This window comes from Nonomuraea purpurea (assembly GCF_042650645.1).
GTDB classification, from domain to species: Bacteria; Actinomycetota; Actinomycetes; order Streptosporangiales; family Streptosporangiaceae; genus Nonomuraea; species Nonomuraea purpurea.
The window spans coordinates 745,188-761,160 of record NZ_JBHSBI010000001.1; the positions used below are offsets into that span (position 1 = coordinate 745,188).

Here is a 15,973-nt window from a genome sequence, read left to right on the forward strand (position 1 = left end):
ATGACCCCGCTCACCCAGGCCGACATCGACCGCGAGATCGCCGAGCTCCATGCCGGCGGCGGCGGGGAGCACCCCGCGCGCGACTACGCCCCGTACCGCAGCACGGTGCTGCGCCACCCCAAGCAGCCGCTCGTCCCGCTGAAGGACCCGGAGGCCGCCGAGCTGACCGGGCCCGTCTTCGGCGTCACGGACGTCACCGCGCACGACCACGACCTGACCCGCCAGCACCTGGGGGAGCCGTTAGGGGAGCGGATCACCGTTCAGGGGCGGGTGCTCGACCGGGAAGGCCGGCCGGTACGCGGCCAGCTCGTCGAGATCTGGCAGGCCAACGCCTCGGGCCGCTACCCGCACCAGCGGGACGACCACCCGGCGCCGCTCGACCCGAACTTCTCCGGCGTCGGCCGCTGCCTCACCGACGACGAGGGCCGCTACGCCTTCACCACGATCAAGCCCGGTGCCTATCCGTGGCGCAACCACGCCAACGCCTGGCGGCCGGCCCACATCCACTTCTCCGTGTTCGGCCGGGCCTTCACCCAGCGACTGGTCACGCAGATGTACTTCCCGAACGATCCGCTGTTCCGGTACGACCCGATCATGAACTCCGTCACCGACGACCGCGCCAGGCAGCGGTTGGTGGCCGCCTACGTCCACGACCTGTCCAGGCCCGAATGGTCGCTCGGCTACCAGTGGGACATCGTCCTCGACGGCCCCGCCGCGACCTGGATGGAGGAGGGCCGATGAACCTCACCCCCTCGCAAACCGTCGGACCCTTCTACGGCTACGCGCTGCCGTTCCCCGGCGGCGGCGACATCGCCGCAGGCGGGATCGTCGTGCACGGCTACGTCTACGACGGGGCGGGCGAGCCGGTGCCCGACGCGCTGCTCGAGTTCTGGCAGGCCGACCCGGACGGCGACCTGAGCGGCGCCCCCGGCACGCTGCGCCGCGACCCGGTCAACGGGGCGGTCGCCGGACGGCACGGGGTCGACTTCACCGGCTTCGGCCGGGTGCCCACCGACCTCGACGGCCGCTGGACCCTGCGCACGCTCGTGCCCGGCACCGGGTACATCAGCGTGTGCGTGTTCGCCCGAGGGCTGCTCCACCACCTCTACACCCGTATCTACCTGGCCGAACACCCCTTCCTCGACACCCTGCCCGCCGACCGGGCGCACACGCTGCTGGCGACGCGGGAGCGCGACGGGGTCTACCGGTTCGACGTGCACCTGCAAGGCGACAAGGAGACGGTCTTCTTTGACTTCGGCTGACCGCTCGCAACACCGGCCCGACACCCCGGAACCCGGCCGTTCGCAGTGTCGTCTCGACACCCCGGAACCCGGCCGTTCGCAGCGTCGTCTCGACGGCTCCGAAACCGACCGCTTGCAGCACCGGCTCGACGGGCCCGAACACGGGCCGCCGCTCGTTCTCGGCCCCTCGCTCGGCACCTCCATACGCCTGTGGGAGCCGCAGCTCGCCGCGCTGACCAGGACGTTCCGGGTGCTCCGGTTCGACCTGCCGGGGCATGGCGGCGCGCCCCCGCCCGTCGGCGGCTCCCTGACCATCGACGTCCTGGCCGAACGGGTGCTGGAGGTGGCGGAGGCGAGCGGCATGGAGAGCTTCCACTACGCGGGCGTCTCGATCGGCGGCGCGATCGGGGCGACCCTGGCCGCGCGCCATCCGGGGCGGCTGCGCTCGCTGGCGATGATCTGCTCGTCCGCCAGGTTCGGCGAGCCGGCCGGATGGCGGGAACGGGCGCGGCTCGTCCGGGACGAAGGCACCGCGGCGCTGCTGGAGGCCACGGCCGCGCGCTGGTTCGCCGGGCCCGCCGACCGGGCCCTGCTCGACGACCTGGCGGCCACGCACCCGCAGGGGTACGCCGCCTGCTGCGAGGCCCTGGCCGGCTACGACCTGCGGGCCGAGCTCGGCGCGATCACCGTGCCGACGCTGGTGCTGGCGGGCCGCGACGACCCGGCGACGCCGCCCGTCCACGCCAGGGAGCTGGCCGACGGCATCCCCGGGGCCACGCTCGTCGAGGTGCCGGCCGCCGCCCACCTCGCCAACGTCGACCAGCCGGAGAAGGTCACCGCCGCCCTCCTCGCCCACCTGCCGGTCACGCCGGGCATGCGGGTACGCAGGGAAGTCCTCGGGGACGAGCACGTGGACCGGGCCGTCGCCCGCACCACCGGCTTCACCAGGGACTTCCAGGATTTCATCACCCGCTACGCCTGGGGCGAGATCTGGACCCGTCCGGGGCTGGACCGGCGCACCCGCAGCTGCGTGACGCTCACCGCGCTCGTCGCCCGTGGGCACCTTGACGAGCTGGCCATGCACGTGCGCGCGGCCCTGCGCAACGGGCTCAGCCCGGACGAGATCGGCGAGGTGCTCCTGCAGAGCGCCGTCTACTGCGGGGTGCCGGCGGCCAACGCGGCGTTCGCGGTGGCTCAGCGCGTCCTTTCTGAGAACGATGTAGCTTGACGCTTCAAGCGGCACGGGCGTACCTTCCGGTTGAAGCTTGAAGTCAATCCGCGTCGATCGGACCCCCCGATGAACATCGCCCTGTGGATCGTCGCCGCGCTGCTCGCCCTCCTCTTCCTGGGCGCCGGCGTGATGAAGGTCGCCCAGCCGAAGGAGAAGCTGGCCGCGGCGGGCATGGCCTGGACCGAGGACTTCTCCTCCGGCGTCGTCAAGGCCATCGGCGCGCTGGAACTCCTCGCCGCCATCGGGCTGATCCTGCCCGCCGCGCTCGGCATCGTGCCGGTGCTGACTCCGCTGGCCGCGACCGGGCTGGTCGTGGTGATGGTCGGCGCCGCCGTCACCCACGCGCGCCGCAAGGAGTCCCAGATGATCATCGTGAACGCGGTGCTCCTCATCCTGGCCGCCTTCGTCGCCTGGGGCCGCTTCGGCCCGTGGGCCTTCTGACGCGGAAGTGCTCCCAGGTATAGCGCACCACCGTGAGGGCGATGAGGAAGCCAGGCTCACGCCCATCGCCCACTGCGGTCAGCCGGTCGAGGTGAGCCCCTCCGCGATCTTCTTCAGCTCGGCCTCGACGGCCTGCCTGCCGGAGAACTCCTTGACGTACGAGGGGCTGAACATGATCTCGGCCCACTGCTTGTCGCCCATTCTGAGGAAGAGCGTCGGAGTGCCCTTCATGCCGTCCTCGCCGACGAACTGAACGACCAGGTAGCCGCTCCGGTCGCCGATGGTCACCTCTTCGCCGTCGCCCTCGTCGCGGTATCGCCCGATACGGTCGTCGAGCTCCTGGACGGCCTCGTTCTCGTACACGAAGATCTGGACGCAGTAGAAGCCGGTCTTGTCGCCGTCGAAGTTGTACGAGGTCGTGTAACTGTCGCCGTAGTTGATCGACCAGTTGGACCATTTCAGCCGCTTGGGCAGGTACCCCACCTTGACGCGCCCGAACGCCTTTCCGTCGCCCAGGTCGCCGAAACTCGGCGGATCGGACCGCAGGGGCGGGGTGTCGTCGATGGCGGGCGGCTCCGGCGTGGCGGAGGCCGTGGGCTGCGGCCCGGGCGTGGCCACCGAGCCGACGGTCAGGTAGCCGATGGGCGCGGCGGCGACGACGGTCACCGACGTGGCCAGCGCCGCGAACCTGGCCCTCCTGCGCTTCGTCCGCGAGCGCATGACCCGCTCGAGCAGATCGGGCGCGGCACGCAGCCTCGCGGTCTCGTCCGCCATGATCTGGCGGATCTCATCCTCGAACGTGGGCATTCCCGATCACTCCTTCCACTGGTTCCCGGCCAAGCGCCGAACGGAGCTTGGCGAGGGCCTTCGACGTCTGGCTCTTGACCGTCCCGACCGTGCAGCCGAGCACCTCGGCGGTCTGCGTCTCGCTCAGGTCCTCCCAGTACCGCAGGACGACCGCCGCGCGCTGCCGGGGCGGCAGCGCGCGCAGCGCCTCCATGAGCACATGGCGCAGGTCGGCGTCGGCCGCGCGCGCCGCCGTCTCCGGCGGTCTGTGCATCGGGATGATCCTGAGGATGGCCCGGCGGCGGGCGCGGCTGATGGCGGCGTTGACGATCACCCGGCGCACGTAGGGCTCAGGGCTGTCGTGGCGGACCCGATCCCAGTTCCTGTAGGTGCGTTCCAGCGCCGTCTGCAGCAGGTCCTCGGCCTCCGTCGCGTCGCCACAGGCGAGATAGGCGACCCGCAGCAGGCTCGTGGCACGTGCCGCCACGAAGGCCCCGAAGTCGTGTTCCATGTCGCTCATGGTTGTCCGTCCGATTTCACGCCTCCTTATACGCCCCGGCCTTCGGAAACGGTTGCCCGGCTGCGAAAAACAATCCGCGGGCAACGATTCGAGCGGCCCAGGCGTATAGGAGGTCGTCACTTCGTAGCCATGGAGGAAACATATGAAGTTCGCGACCGCGCCGATTCGGCCGCTGATCTCCGTCGGCGTCGGCCTGGCCGTGGGCGCCACCGCTCTCATGGGCGCGCCGGCGTCCGCGGCCGAACCCGAGGGTGCGTACTGGCACACCAGGACGCTGTCGACGAGCACCCACCCCTGGAAGTTCGGCACCCGCACGAACAGCTACTCGCTGGTCGAGCAGCAGGTCATCGAGCGGTGGACCACACCCGACGGCAAGTCGTGGTTCGGCAACCGGGAACTCGCGACGCTGCCGAAGAGTGCGGCGGACAAGAAGGCGTGGCAGCGCGACGGTTCCCCGGCCAAGTGGAGCAGCTCGATCGACGGCAAGACCGTGAAGTTGTCCGCCGAACCCGCCAAGGGCCACCTCACCCCCGGACGCAAGCCCGAGGAGTTCCAGTTCGGAGGGCAATGGCTGACCTACGACGAGGTCCAGCGCCTGCCCGCCGACCCGACCGGCTTGAAGGCCTGGCTCACGAAGGCAGCCCAGGTCAGCAGGATTCCGGCACCCTCCATCGACGGGTGGATCAGGGGGACCCTGCCGCAGCTTCTCTACATCCTTCCCGCTCCGAAGGAGGTCCGCGCCTCGGCCTACAACGCGCTGCTGACGATGCCGGGCGTCCGCTCCCAGGGCGAGGCCAAGGACAGCCTGGGCAGATCCGGCACCGCCGTCCTGGTCGAGAGCACGACCAAGCAGAAGAACACGACCAAGCTGACCGTCGACACCGGCAGGATGGTGCTGCTGTCGGAGAACCAGACGGTCTTGCTCAACGGCAAGAAGTTCGAGATGAAGAGCTACGACGAGACGATCGTCGAGGCCGGCTGGACCAACTCCGTGCCGGCCGTGCCGGCCCTGCCCTGACCGGTGCCCGCCGCCGCGGGCGCCGCACGCCGGGCAGCACGTGAACACCAGTGACCCCATCGAGTTCCTGGTGGCCGCGGCCGGTCTGAAGGCCGCCGTCGTCGCCGGCCGTCGCGGCACCGGCATCATCTCCTTCGGCCTGCTGGATCCTGCGGCCTGGAGCGCGTTCCATCACGCTCGCCGGCAGGCCGCGGGCGCGCCTCGTGACGTCGACTCCTACGTCATGACCTCGCTGCACGTGCTCGACGAGGGCGAGGCCCCCTACGGCGACGCGGTCCGGGTCACATCGTCATGTCGCTGCTGACCTTCGCCGCCGATGCCCCCGCGTTCGCCGAAGGGCTCGGCGCTGAGGAACATGACGCGGTGCGGTCACTCCTCGACCGGCGGGGCACCACGTCCGTCGCGCCGGACCGGCACACCGCGCTCTACCCCCACTACCTGGGGCGCATCGCGCCGGCAGACCGGGACCTGATCCTACCGTCGCTGATCGACGCGCTGACCCTGGTCGGAACACGGGACGACCTTCTCGCTCGCATCGCCACCCTGGAACAAGCGTCATCGAAGTTGGCAGTACCCGGTCGAAGATCAAGTGCCATTGGGTGGAGGCGATGACTCCAAAGTTCGAGGTTGTTCTGGCCCAGGGTTGCCGGCGGAGCTTTAGGGAGTCGGTGTCGGCGCACGGCTTCTCCTGCACAGGGACAGAGCCGGTGAAGGTGCAGAGATGATCAGTATGTGGGTGCTGTCCGGGGGCGGGTGTTAGGTTGCGGTGGCATGGCGACATCCTCCCGGCAGAAGCGGCCGTTCCTTTATGTGATCGATGAGGACTTCGTCCTGCCCGATCGGGGTGACGAGCAGGACGGGCCCGAGTCTGCGGTTCCCGCTGGTGATCCGGACGAGGCCGTGCGGCTTTTCCACCACTACCGGCGGCTGATGGCGCAGATCCTCGGATACGAGGAGGAACTCCCCGAGCCCGTGAGCGAGGAGGACCTCGCCGCGGTGGAGGAGAGGCTCGGCGTTGTGCTGCCTCCAGACCTCCGTGCGCTGTACGGCATCGCCGACGGTGACGGTGACCTCGTCAACGCGCTGTTCGACCGGAAAGGGTGGCTCCCTCTTTCCGAGCTCGGCGGCCAGGATGACGAGTGGCTCGACATCGCGCAGGAATGGCAGTACGAACCCTGGCGCCAAACAGTGTTCGATGCCCAGCCCCCGAACACTGTCCGGAGGTCGCCGCTGCGTCCGGGCTGGATCCGGTTCGCGTTCGACACCGGCGGCAACTGGCTCGCCGTGGACCTGGATCCCGGACCGAACGGTCGTCCCGGGCAGGTCATCAAGGTCGGAGTCGACTACACGAACGGGCCGACGTACGTCACTGACTCGGTGACCACGTTTCTGCGCCGTCTGGTGGAAGCGCTGGAGCGCGGTGACTACCGCCGTCGCGACAAGAGTCTGTGGATTGACGCGGACCTGCCGGGTCGGCCGGGCAAGCACTCCAGGTACAGCGACGACCGGCCTTCCCTCGCGCGGGCCATGCAGGCCGGTCCACGGGTGCAGGAGGTCCGGGTGGTCGACGTAGAGGATTGCGCGTTCCTCGCCGCGGTGCCCGACGTGTGTTCGCTGGCGCTGTCGAGCAGGGGTTCGCCCGACCTGGCCCCACTTGGTGACCGTTCGGTGGAGTATCTGGCGCTCGATGTGGAGTCGCCCGACCTGACGGCGCCGGCCCGGAACCGGGAGTTGCGTTCGCTGTCGGTCACCTGCGCGCGGCCCGTCGAGCTGGCTCCGCTCCGGATGCTGCCGAACCTGTGGGCGCTGGACATCGCGACGGCATCCGTCGCCGACATCGCCACGGTGACCGAGCTGAAGGGATTGCGGTACCTGGAGGTGACCCAGGACCAATGGCGGGAGCTGTCGGAACTCGACGACCTGCCGTCGCTGGCCATTGTCGGCATCCACCCCCACCGCCCCGAACGCGACTGGCCGCACTCAACGGGCTGGGTCACCATTTATGACAATCCGCCTTCGCCGGCAGCCTGAACCGGTGCCTGGGTGACGGACTCGCCCAGGGCCACCGGGCAGCGATAGGTGGCCACGATGGGCGGGGCCATCGCCCAGTCACTGCGACCCCCAGCTATAGGTGGCGCGCATGGGGTTGCAACGGCGACGGTAGCGTCGCTTGGTTCCTTGCCGCTTTCACGTGACCTTCGGCGATTTCTACGGACGATCCAGTCGCCTGGTGACCGTGTCGAGTGTCGGCCAAGGAGGACCCTTGCGCAGCGAGCGCAAGAATTCCTCTCCGAATCGCCGCCCGTTCGGAAGCTGGTCGCCAAGTTCCCAACGCCAGGCTGCGACCATCGCGAGAACGAGCTGCCGGCACTCGTCCAGCAGTCCTTGGTCAACGTTCGGATAGTGCTCGCAGACCGACTCGGGGACATGGGCGAGATCGAACTCGACGGGTCCACGGCAGCATGTCTCAAGGTCGATGAACAGCGGGCCGTCCTTCGTGCCGAGCACATTGCCTGGATGCGGCTCGCCGTGCAGCAGTTGCTCTACGGTGCCGCGGTCCTCGATCGCCCGTCGCAGGCTTCCCAGTCTGCTGCTCAGGAACGCGCGGTCCGCGTCGGCGAGCTCTGGCGAGAGATTCGGGTTGGCAACGACGTCTTCCGCCTCCACGATGCGATCCGTGAACCGCGGGCTCGGCACGTCAACCTTGCGCATGCCGGCGTGCAGCTGCTCCAGCGCCTTGGCGTAGTCGACCGGTGAGGTGTGAGGTGTCACGGGTTCGTAGTAGGTCCACAGCGTCACTCTGAAGCCATCGCGCGTGTACACAAGTGGGTCCACCCGAGGGTCCAGGAGGCCCGTCGGGCATCCGACCTGGGCGAGCCGTTGAGCGAGCTCGACCTCAAATCGTGCAGCCTCATGTCGCACGGGGGCGACCCGGGCGAGGACGTCGCACGGCGTCAGCCGCAGCGCCAGCCTGTTCGAGTTGTGGAGAACGATTGCGTCGTTGGCCGGCAGGTCGAGCGATGCGGCGACCGAAGTCGCTGCCGCGATCGCGCGCGTGATGTCGGTCATCTCCACCCTCGAATCCTGGCATAGATGACCGAGGACGGTGCCAACCGGCCTGGCCAGGTGCCAACTATCGTGGCTCGGCACAGCGGGTGTGCAAGCGCGTCAGACAACCATGAAAGGCCTGATCACCGGCTATTGACGGATGAAATGAACGGTCTTTTAATTCAGGAATGGGGCGAATCGCGGGGGTCACCGCCGCCGAGACGCGGGAACGGCTGCTCCGGGCGGCCGCCGAGGTCTTCGCCGAGCGCGGGTACGACGGCACCCGGGTGGCGGAGATCGCCGCAGCCGCGGGGGTGAGCAACGGCGCGCTCTACGCGCACTTCGGCTCCAAGGCCGAACTGCTGGCGGCGGCGCTGCGCGCGCACGGTCCGCGGCTGCTGGCCAGCCTGTTCGCCGCCGACCCCGACAGGTCGATCGCCGATCTGCTGGTGGTCGCGGGCCGGCGGTTGTCGCGCCGCCGCGATCCCTGCGGCTACCTCATCGTCGAGGCGCTGGTCGCGGCCCGCCGTGACGAGGAGGTCGCCCGCGCGATGCGCGACTACCTGGGGGAACGCGCCGACTGGCTGGCCGGCCTCGTCCGCGTGGCTCAGGCGGGCGGCGAGATCGATCCCAGGCTGTCGCCGGACGCGCTGGCTCACTTCTGCCTGCTGCTGGCCATGGGCAGCGCGCTGATCGCCCCGGACCTGCGCTCCGTGGCCGACGAGGAGTGGACGGCGCTGCTCACGCGGGTCGTCGGCGGCCTGGCCCCCTACCACCACCCAGAGGGGAGAACCCCAGTGAAAGTGCGGATCGACTCCGAGCGCTGTCAGGGGCACGGCCGCTGCTACGACCTCGCCCCCGCCCTGTTCGCCGAGGACGACGAGGGCTACGGCCAGGTCGTCGGCGACGGCGAGGTGTCGCAGGATGAGGAGCGCGCGGCTCGCCTGGCGGCGGCCAACTGCCCGGAACGAGCCATCGAGATCCTCTAGGAGGTGTGGCATGACCGTCGACGACCGTTTCAGCGAGCGGGAGACTCCGAGCGAACGTCCTCTGGGCACCAGAAGCGAGATCATCACGGGCCCGGTCTCCGACTGGGCGACCGACTTCTCCCACACCGAGCCGGAGTGGGCCGCTGACCCGTACGCGATCCAGGACGACCTGCGCGGGCGCTGCCCGATCGCGCGCACCGAGCGGTTCGGCGGGGGATGGTTGCCGACCCGCTACGAGGACGTCGCGGCCATCGCCTACGACACCGACAACTTCTCGTCCCGATCGATCGTCATGAGCAACTTCCGGGCGGCCCGGGAGCTGGCGCCGGTGGGCAGCATCCCGCCGATCTCCTCCGACCCGCCGTTCCACCACCACGCGCGCAAGCTGCTGCTGCCGGCCTTCACCAAGAGCGCGGTGGCCAAGCGGGAGGCCGCGACCAGGGCCTTCTGCCACTCGCTGATCGACCTCATGGAGGGCCAGGAGGTCGTGGACGCCGCCCGCGACTACGCCCAGCACATCCCGATGCGGGTCATCGCCGACATGCTGGGCTTCCCTCCCGAGGACGGGCCGAAGTTCCGCAGGTTCATCGAGAGCGCGCTGGAGGGCATCAACCTGCCGGCGGACGAGCGCGTCGAGCGGATGGGGCAGGTCTTCGCCTACCTGCTGGAGCAGATCCGCGACCACGTCGAGAACCCGCGCGACGACCTGACCACCTACCTCATCAACGCCGAGCTGGGCGGTGCCAGACTTGATCCGTCCCATGTGTCGGGGACGATCGCGCTGCTGCTCATCGCCGGCATCGACACGACGTGGAGCGCGATCGGGGCGTCGCTGTGGCATCTGGCCAGGACGCCCGCCGACCGTGAGCGGCTGGTGGCCGAGCCGGAGCTGGTGCCGACGGCGATGGAGGAGCTCCTGCGGGCCTACGCGCCGGTCACGATGGCGCGGCTGGTCAAGGAGGACATGCGCTGGCGTGGCGTGGACATGAAGGCCGAAGACTGGATCCTGCTGTCGTTCCCGGCGGCCAACCGCGACCCGGCGCAGTTCGAGCGGGCGGACGAGGTCGTCATCGACCGTGAGGTCAACCGGCATGCCGCGTTCGGTTTGGGCATCCACCGGTGCGTGGGGTCACACCTGGCGCGCATGGAGCTGCGGGTGGCGCTGGAGGTGTGGCTGGAGCGCGTCCCGGCCTTCAGCCTGGCCGATCCGGACGCCGTCACGTGGGCCACGGGCCAGGTGCGCGGGCCGCGTACGCTCCCGCTGCGCATCGGCTGAACGCCTGCGGGCCGTCAGCCTTCCGGGGCTTCCACCAGCGGGGTGTCGACCAGGTGCTCGATCAGGAACCAGGTCTGCATCTCCCCGGTGCGGATGACGTCGGACACCAGCAGGTCGTTGGTGCCGTCGTCGCCCATCTCCTGGGCTCGCCTGGCGGCGTCGTGGCCGGCGACGAGGATGGTCTCGTGCGCCTCGATCAGCCGCGAGAGCATGGCCGGCACCTCTTCGGCGCCGTCGGGCGGGCGCGGGATCACGGTGATCTCCGCCACGTGGCGGGGGTCGCCGATCGCGACGCCGCCGAGGGTCTGCACGCGCTCCGCGAGCTGGTCGACCAGTTCGAGCTGCTCGCCGGCGTGCTTGTCCAGGAGCAGGTGGAGCTGGTAGAAGGTCGGGCCGCGCATCAGCCAGTGGTGCTTCTTGTAGAGGTTGTACAGGATCTGTGTGTCGGCCAGGATCTGGTTGAGCCGCTGGCAGGAGTACATGCGCGCGTCCCAGGAGAGCCCGAGCGGGAACATCCGCACGGTCCCGAACTCCTGGATCTCGGCGCCCTTCACGTGCAGCCACGGCTGGCTGCTCTGCTTGGGCCTCCGGGTTGTCTTGGCGGAGCGTCTGATGGCCACGCGGGTCTCCTGGGACGGGCGAACGGAACGGTCGAACGGAACCCTGCCCGGCTCCGCGCCAAAGAGCACCACGGACCTCTACAAAAGGGGGTCAAATGCCCTAAACCCCACGGTGGAAGAAGCCTCGGGCGGCCAGCTCGATCGTCACCACCGTCGCCACGGCCTCCGCGGCCAGCAGCGCCACCAGCACCACGAGCTGCACGACACCGGCCTGCACGGGGCTCGCCCCGCCGAGCAGCATGCCCACGAACGCCCCGGGCAGCGTGACCAGGCCCACGGTCCTCGTCTGGTCCAGCGCGGGCACCAGCGCCTGGCCGGACACCGGACGGCAGATCTCCAGCGCCGCCTCCCGAGGCGTGAACCCCAGCGACAGCGCCGCCTCCACCTCCCCCTTACGCTGGGTCAGCTCGTCCAGGGCCCGGCGCCCGGCCAGCGTGGTGGCGGTCAGGCAGCCGCCGAGCAGGATCCCGGCGATCGGGATGACCACGATCCCCTTCATGGAGATCACCCCGCTCGCGGCCATGACGGCCAGCACCGGCACGGTGCCCGCCGCGATCGGCACCCCCGCCCACCAGCCGGCCCGTCCGGGGACGATGCGCCGGCCCGCCGTGAAGGCGGCCACGCCGTACATGAGCAGGATGAACCCCGCCACCGCCGCAGGAAAGGACACCACCCAGGCGATCACCACGGACACGACGCCGAGCTGCACGACCGCCCGCAGGCAGGCGGTGACGATGGCCCGCCCGTGGCCGAGCCGCCCCAGCCAGGCGACGACCGCGCCCATGGCGACGAGGACGAGCAGGAGCGCGGGCAGAAGCGGGGTGATCGAGATCAGCGAGGTGGAAGCCACAAGTATCAGTCTGACCTCCCCCGCTCATCACGGGGCGGGCGGGAACGGTGATGCGCGTTGCGTGCCGTGGCCGGAGGTCGTAGTGTCGCTCAAGGGTCGTGACTGGCGTGATCATAAGGTGGAAAACCACCGGGGAGCGATCCGCGACCACCGCCGCGCGCCTGGGTGCATCCACTTCGATCGGACCCGGGAGATGCCATGCCCGAGACGTACGACGCGGCCCGCGTGTCGGCCGCCTACGACAACGCGCTCGACGTGATCGCCGAGGTCGAGCCGGCGGTCGCGGGGGCGATCCGCGGCGAGCTGGCCGACCAGCGGGCGTCGCTGAAGCTCATCGCCAGCGAGAACTACGCCTCCCCGGCCGTCCTGCTCACGATGGGCACCTGGCTGTCCGACAAGTACGCGGAAGGCACCATCGGACATCGCTTCTACGCCGGCTGCCAGAACATCGACACCGTCGAGCGGCTCGCCGCCGACCACGCCACGGCCCTGTTCGGCGCCCAGCACGCCTACGTCCAGCCGCACTCGGGCATCGACGCGAACCTGGTCGCCTTCTGGGGCATCCTCGCCCAGCGCGTCGAGGCGCCCGCCCTGGCCGCGGCCGGGGCCAGGCACGTCAACGACCTGTCGGAGGACGACTGGGAGCGGCTGCGCAGGGCGTTCGGCGAGCAGCGGGCGCTCGGCATGTCACTGGACGCGGGCGGCCACCTGACCCACGGCTTCCGTCCCAACATCTCGGGCAAGATGTTCCACCAGCGCTCGTACGGCACCGACCCGAACACCGGCCTGCTCGACTACGCCGCCCTGCGTGACATGGCCCGCGAGTTCAGGCCGCTGGTGCTGATCGCCGGCTACTCGGCCTACCCGCGCAGAATCAACTTCGCGATCATGCGCGAGATCGCCGACGAGGTCGGGGCGACCCTGATGGTGGACATGGCGCACTTCGCGGGGCTGGTGGCGGGCAAGGTGTTCACGGGCGAGCACGACCCGATCCCGTACGCGCACGTCACGACCACCACCACGCACAAGTCGCTGCGCGGGCCGCGCGGCGGGATGGTGCTCTGCCAGCGGGAGTTCGCCGACTCGATCGACCGCGGCTGCCCGATGGTGCTGGGCGGGCCGCTCGGGCACGTGATGGCCGCCAAGGCCGTCGCCCTGGCCGAGGCGCGCCGGCCGGCCTTCGCCGACTACGCCCAGGCGGTGGCCGACAACGCGATCGCCCTAGCCGACGGGCTGCTGCGCCGCGGCGCCCGCCTGGTCACCGGCGGCACCGACAACCACCTGGTCCTGCTCGACGTGACCCCCTACGGGCTGACCGGCAGGCAGGCGGAGTCGGCGCTGCTGGACGCGGGCATCGTCACCAACCGCAACTCCATTCCGCGTGACCCCAACGGCGCCTGGTACACCTCCGGGGTGCGGATCGGCACGCCCGCGCTCACGACGCGCGGGTTCGGGCCGGCCGAGTTCGACCGGGTGGCGGAGCTGATCGTCGGCGTGCTCTCCGCCACCTCGCCGGGGGCCGGCGCCGACGGGCGGCCGTCACCGGCCAGGTTCGAGCTGCCGGAGAACGTCGCGGACAAGACCCGCGCCGCCGCCGCCGAACTCCTGACCGCCCATCCGCTGTACCCGGGCCTCGACCTCGGCTGAGCGGCGGGCGGTCAGCGGGGGTCGCGGCGCAGGGGATGGTCGGGCGGGACCTCCACCAGGACGATGCGGTGGCCGTCGGGGTCGGAGATCCACATCTCCATCAGCCCCCACGGCTCCAGCCGGGTCTCGCGCAGCACCGTGACGCCCGCCCGGCGCAGCCGTTCCTCCTCGGCCCGCAGATCCCGCACCTGCAACCACAACGACAGCGCGGCCCCGGCGGGCGGGCCGTCGCAGCGGCCCGCGACCTCCAGGAAACCCTGGCCGAGGAAGAACACCACGCCCGGCTCATCCGGCGGGCCGAACTCCCGGTAGACCGCCAGGCCGAGCGTGTCGGCGTAGAAGCGGCGGCTGCGACCGGGGTCGGCGGGGCGCAGGAGCACCCGGCTGCTCAGCACGTCCATGCGCGGCCCGTGCACGAATGAAGATCCACCAGGCCATCGTGTCAGCCCAGGGAGACCCGGTCCAGGTCAGGAGCCGTCGCCGTGTCGTTGTGCAGCTTGATCGTGTTGGCTCCGGCCCGCAGCGTGACGGGCACGGAGGTGGTGTACGGGGTGTTGTTGCCGACGCCGCTCACCTTGACCTCGATCGGCGCGGCGTCGTTGACCGTCACGAAGTACGAGCGGTCGCCGTTGACGGTGAAGTCGACGAACAGCGTGTACGTCTTCGCCTCCGGCACGGTGACGTCCTCGAACAGCACGTACGCGTCCGGCCCTCCGCCCAGGTTGCGTACCTTCTGGCCGCCCGAGCACGGCGAGCAGTTCGTGATGCCGGCGCTGCCGAGCCGGTTGCGCGAGTCCTCGGCCTCGCGCACGAACACCCGGTCGGCGGGACGCGGCCGGACGCGGAGCTGGCGCGTGACCGCGTTCTGGCGGCCGAGCACGCCGAACGAGGCCGTGACCGGGAGGTCGACCGGCGTCACGTCCTGGCCGGGCGGCGAGGTCAGCGTCCACGTGCCCTCCAGGGTCTGCCCGAGCCGCAGCGTGCCCGCCGTGGCCGCGCCGCCCTCGATCGACCAGCCCGCCGGCACGACCGGAGCGAGCGAGAGGCCGTCGAGCGCGGCGTCCTCGTCGAGCCGCAGCCTGGCCGACACCTTCATCGACTGCCGGCCGGGGCCGACCCACTGCAGCCCCGAGGGGTCGACGGTCATCGTGGTCTTGGGGACGTACGAGGCGGGCGGCAGCGGCGCGACCGCCACACGGTCAAGCCCTGGCCCCTTGGCCGCCGTGCTGAACAGCACGAGCGTGTTGGCCCCCGCGCGCAGCGACACCGGCAGCTCGGTGGAGGCGGGGACGCCCGCGTTGTCTCCAGGCACCCGCACCTCGACCGGGGCCGCGCCGTTGACGGCCACCGACAGGGACGTCGGCGCGGCGGCGGTGTGGTCGAGCCGCAACCGGTACTCGCCCGCCGTGCCCACCGTGACCTCGCGGTAGGTGACCGCGTTGCGCGAACCGCCGCCGAGCCCGGTGACCTCGGCCGCGCCCGAGCACGCCGCGCACGCCTCGACGCGGGCCGCGCCGGAACGCCGCTGCCGTTCGGCCTCCAGCGGCACCGCGCCGGACGACTGCGGGTAACCGGACACGACCTTGATCTCGTCGATCTGGAGTTGCCGGGTGAAGCGCGGCGCCTCCGTACCCGCCCAGGTGTTCAGCACCTCCAGCTTGATGTAGCGGGCGTGCTGCTCGCCGAGGTCGATGAACTGCGTGCCGCGGGCGCTGCGCATCGCGCCCACGCGCACGGGCTGCCCCCACCGCTTCCCGTCGTCGCTGACGTGGACGCGGTAGTCCTTGATCCGGGCGGAGTCCTCGGGGCGGCCGAACGACTCCCGCGCGTACGTCGGCGACCATTCGCGCTGGTTGACCGCCAGGTAGGAGGACTTCTTCGCGCGGCCCAGGTCGAGCGTCAACGACACGGGGAGCTGGGCGTCGCTGTCCCAGTAGGTCTCATAACTGCCGTCCACGAGGGCCGAGGCCGGGTGATCGGCGTGCGCGGCGGTGGCGGTGGCCTTGAGTCCGTCGAGGGAGGGCTGCCGTCCGGCCGTCTCGACCTTGAAGACCGTGTCGTAGTCGTCCCATTTCGTGATGCCGAGGATCGTCAGGTTGCCGCCGGACTGGCTGAAGCGCATTCGCTCGCCGGTGCGCAGGTCGCTGACCTTCGTCACCCGGTAGCCGTTGTCGCGCAGCCGCACGTAGTCCGTGCTCGGCCTGGTCACCACGTGGACGTACTGGGTCTTGGCGCCGCCGCGCTGGACGGTGATCACGCCGTGGGCGCCGTCGTTCCAGAAGCCGGGTTGCATGCCGCCGTACATG

The 15,973-nt window shown here is 70.4% G+C and carries 18 protein-coding genes and 1 riboswitch; of the genes, 11 read left to right on the forward strand and 7 right to left on the reverse strand.

Going from position 1 to position 15,973, the window contains the following annotated elements; all coding sequences use genetic code 11:
- From pcaH to ACFOY2_RS03465, 4 genes are all read left to right on the forward strand, one after another.
- Complete coding sequence (gene pcaH / locus ACFOY2_RS03450; RefSeq protein ID WP_379526415.1) at positions 1 to 741, forward strand: protocatechuate 3,4-dioxygenase subunit beta; 741 nt, start codon at positions 1 to 3, stop codon at positions 739 to 741.
- Positions 738 to 1,262, forward strand: a complete 525-nt coding sequence (gene pcaG, locus ACFOY2_RS03455; protein ID WP_379526416.1) for a protocatechuate 3,4-dioxygenase subunit alpha — start codon at positions 738 to 740, stop codon at positions 1,260 to 1,262. The genes pcaH and pcaG overlap by 4 nt, the downstream gene beginning before the upstream one ends.
- 112 nt (positions 1,263 to 1,374) lie before the next feature.
- On the forward strand, positions 1,375 to 2,469 hold the full coding sequence (gene pcaDC, locus ACFOY2_RS03460) for a bifunctional 3-oxoadipate enol-lactonase/4-carboxymuconolactone decarboxylase PcaDC (RefSeq protein ID WP_379526450.1): 1,095 nt from the start codon (positions 1,375 to 1,377) through the stop codon (positions 2,467 to 2,469).
- A 69-nt stretch (positions 2,470 to 2,538) separates the two neighbouring features.
- Positions 2,539 to 2,913, forward strand: a complete 375-nt coding sequence (locus ACFOY2_RS03465; RefSeq protein ID WP_379526417.1) for a DoxX family protein — start codon at positions 2,539 to 2,541, stop codon at positions 2,911 to 2,913.
- A gap of 78 nt (positions 2,914 to 2,991) precedes the next feature.
- Here ACFOY2_RS03465 and ACFOY2_RS03470 read toward each other — a convergent pair whose 3' ends face one another.
- Both ACFOY2_RS03470 and ACFOY2_RS03475 read right to left on the reverse strand, forming a co-directional pair.
- A complete protein-coding gene (locus tag ACFOY2_RS03470; RefSeq protein ID WP_379526418.1) occupies positions 2,992 to 3,720 on the reverse strand; it encodes a hypothetical protein in 729 nt (242 codons plus the stop codon).
- Entirely contained in the window at positions 3,701 to 4,210 is a 510-nt protein-coding gene (locus tag ACFOY2_RS03475; protein ID WP_379526419.1) for a SigE family RNA polymerase sigma factor, read from the reverse strand. The genes ACFOY2_RS03470 and ACFOY2_RS03475 overlap by 20 nt, the downstream gene beginning before the upstream one ends.
- A 151-nt stretch (positions 4,211 to 4,361) precedes the next feature.
- On the opposite strand from ACFOY2_RS03475, the gene ACFOY2_RS03480 reads away from it, so the two are divergent.
- The 4 genes from ACFOY2_RS03480 (at position 4,362) to ACFOY2_RS03495 (ending at position 7,268) form a co-directional block, all read left to right on the forward strand.
- Entirely contained in the window at positions 4,362 to 5,237 is an 876-nt protein-coding gene (locus ACFOY2_RS03480) for a hypothetical protein (protein ID WP_379526420.1), read from the forward strand.
- A gap of 40 nt (positions 5,238 to 5,277) precedes the next feature.
- Positions 5,278 to 5,541, forward strand: a complete 264-nt coding sequence (locus tag ACFOY2_RS03485) for a hypothetical protein (RefSeq protein ID WP_379526421.1) — start codon at positions 5,278 to 5,280, stop codon at positions 5,539 to 5,541.
- Positions 5,529 to 5,849, forward strand: a complete 321-nt coding sequence (locus ACFOY2_RS03490; RefSeq protein ID WP_379526422.1) for a hypothetical protein — start codon at positions 5,529 to 5,531, stop codon at positions 5,847 to 5,849. Before ACFOY2_RS03485 ends, ACFOY2_RS03490 begins: the two co-directional genes overlap by 13 nt.
- A gap of 159 nt (positions 5,850 to 6,008) precedes the next feature.
- Positions 6,009 to 7,268: an SMI1/KNR4 family protein gene (locus ACFOY2_RS03495; RefSeq protein WP_379526423.1), complete on the forward strand. Its 1,260-nt coding sequence runs from the start codon at positions 6,009 to 6,011 to the stop codon at positions 7,266 to 7,268.
- Between the two features lie 177 nt (positions 7,269 to 7,445).
- On the opposite strand, the gene ACFOY2_RS03500 is transcribed toward ACFOY2_RS03495, so the two are convergent.
- On the reverse strand, positions 7,446 to 8,306 hold the full coding sequence (locus ACFOY2_RS03500) for a phosphotransferase (RefSeq protein WP_379526451.1): 861 nt from the start codon (positions 8,304 to 8,306) through the stop codon (positions 7,446 to 7,448).
- A gap of 167 nt (positions 8,307 to 8,473) precedes the next feature.
- Between ACFOY2_RS03500 and ACFOY2_RS03505 the strand changes: the two genes are divergently transcribed.
- The gene (locus ACFOY2_RS03505) at positions 8,474 to 9,274 is read left to right on the forward strand and encodes a TetR family transcriptional regulator (protein WP_379526424.1); all 801 of its coding nucleotides are present in this window, start codon (positions 8,474 to 8,476) and stop codon (positions 9,272 to 9,274) included.
- Positions 9,275 to 9,284: 10 nt separating this feature from the next.
- Positions 9,285 to 10,550, forward strand: coding sequence for a cytochrome P450 (locus tag ACFOY2_RS03510; protein WP_379526425.1), 1,266 nt, complete (start codon positions 9,285 to 9,287; stop codon positions 10,548 to 10,550).
- A gap of 14 nt (positions 10,551 to 10,564) precedes the next feature.
- Here ACFOY2_RS03510 and ACFOY2_RS03515 read toward each other — a convergent pair whose 3' ends face one another.
- Together ACFOY2_RS03515 and ACFOY2_RS03520 are read right to left on the reverse strand one after the other, a co-directional pair.
- On the reverse strand, positions 10,565 to 11,170 hold the full coding sequence (locus ACFOY2_RS03515; RefSeq protein ID WP_379526426.1) for a Dps family protein: 606 nt from the start codon (positions 11,168 to 11,170) through the stop codon (positions 10,565 to 10,567).
- A gap of 100 nt (positions 11,171 to 11,270) precedes the next feature.
- Complete coding sequence (locus tag ACFOY2_RS03520; protein WP_379526427.1) at positions 11,271 to 12,020, reverse strand: ABC transporter permease; 750 nt, start codon at positions 12,018 to 12,020, stop codon at positions 11,271 to 11,273.
- Between the two features lie 88 nt (positions 12,021 to 12,108).
- Positions 12,109 to 12,194, forward strand: a riboswitch (ZMP/ZTP riboswitch).
- A gap of 51 nt (positions 12,195 to 12,245) precedes the next feature.
- Between ACFOY2_RS03520 and ACFOY2_RS03525 the strand changes: the two genes are divergently transcribed.
- Entirely contained in the window at positions 12,246 to 13,667 is a 1,422-nt protein-coding gene (locus ACFOY2_RS03525) for a glycine hydroxymethyltransferase (RefSeq protein WP_379526452.1), read from the forward strand.
- 11 nt (positions 13,668 to 13,678) lie between these two features.
- Here the strand turns inward: ACFOY2_RS03525 and ACFOY2_RS03530 are convergent, their stop codons facing one another.
- On the reverse strand, positions 13,679 to 14,068 hold the full coding sequence (locus ACFOY2_RS03530; protein WP_379526453.1) for a VOC family protein: 390 nt from the start codon (positions 14,066 to 14,068) through the stop codon (positions 13,679 to 13,681).
- Positions 14,069 to 14,109: 41 nt separating this feature from the next.
- Positions 14,110 to 15,973, reverse strand: a 1,864-nt coding sequence (locus ACFOY2_RS03535) for a CBM35 domain-containing protein (protein ID WP_379526428.1), incomplete at its 5' end; no start/stop codon positions are given.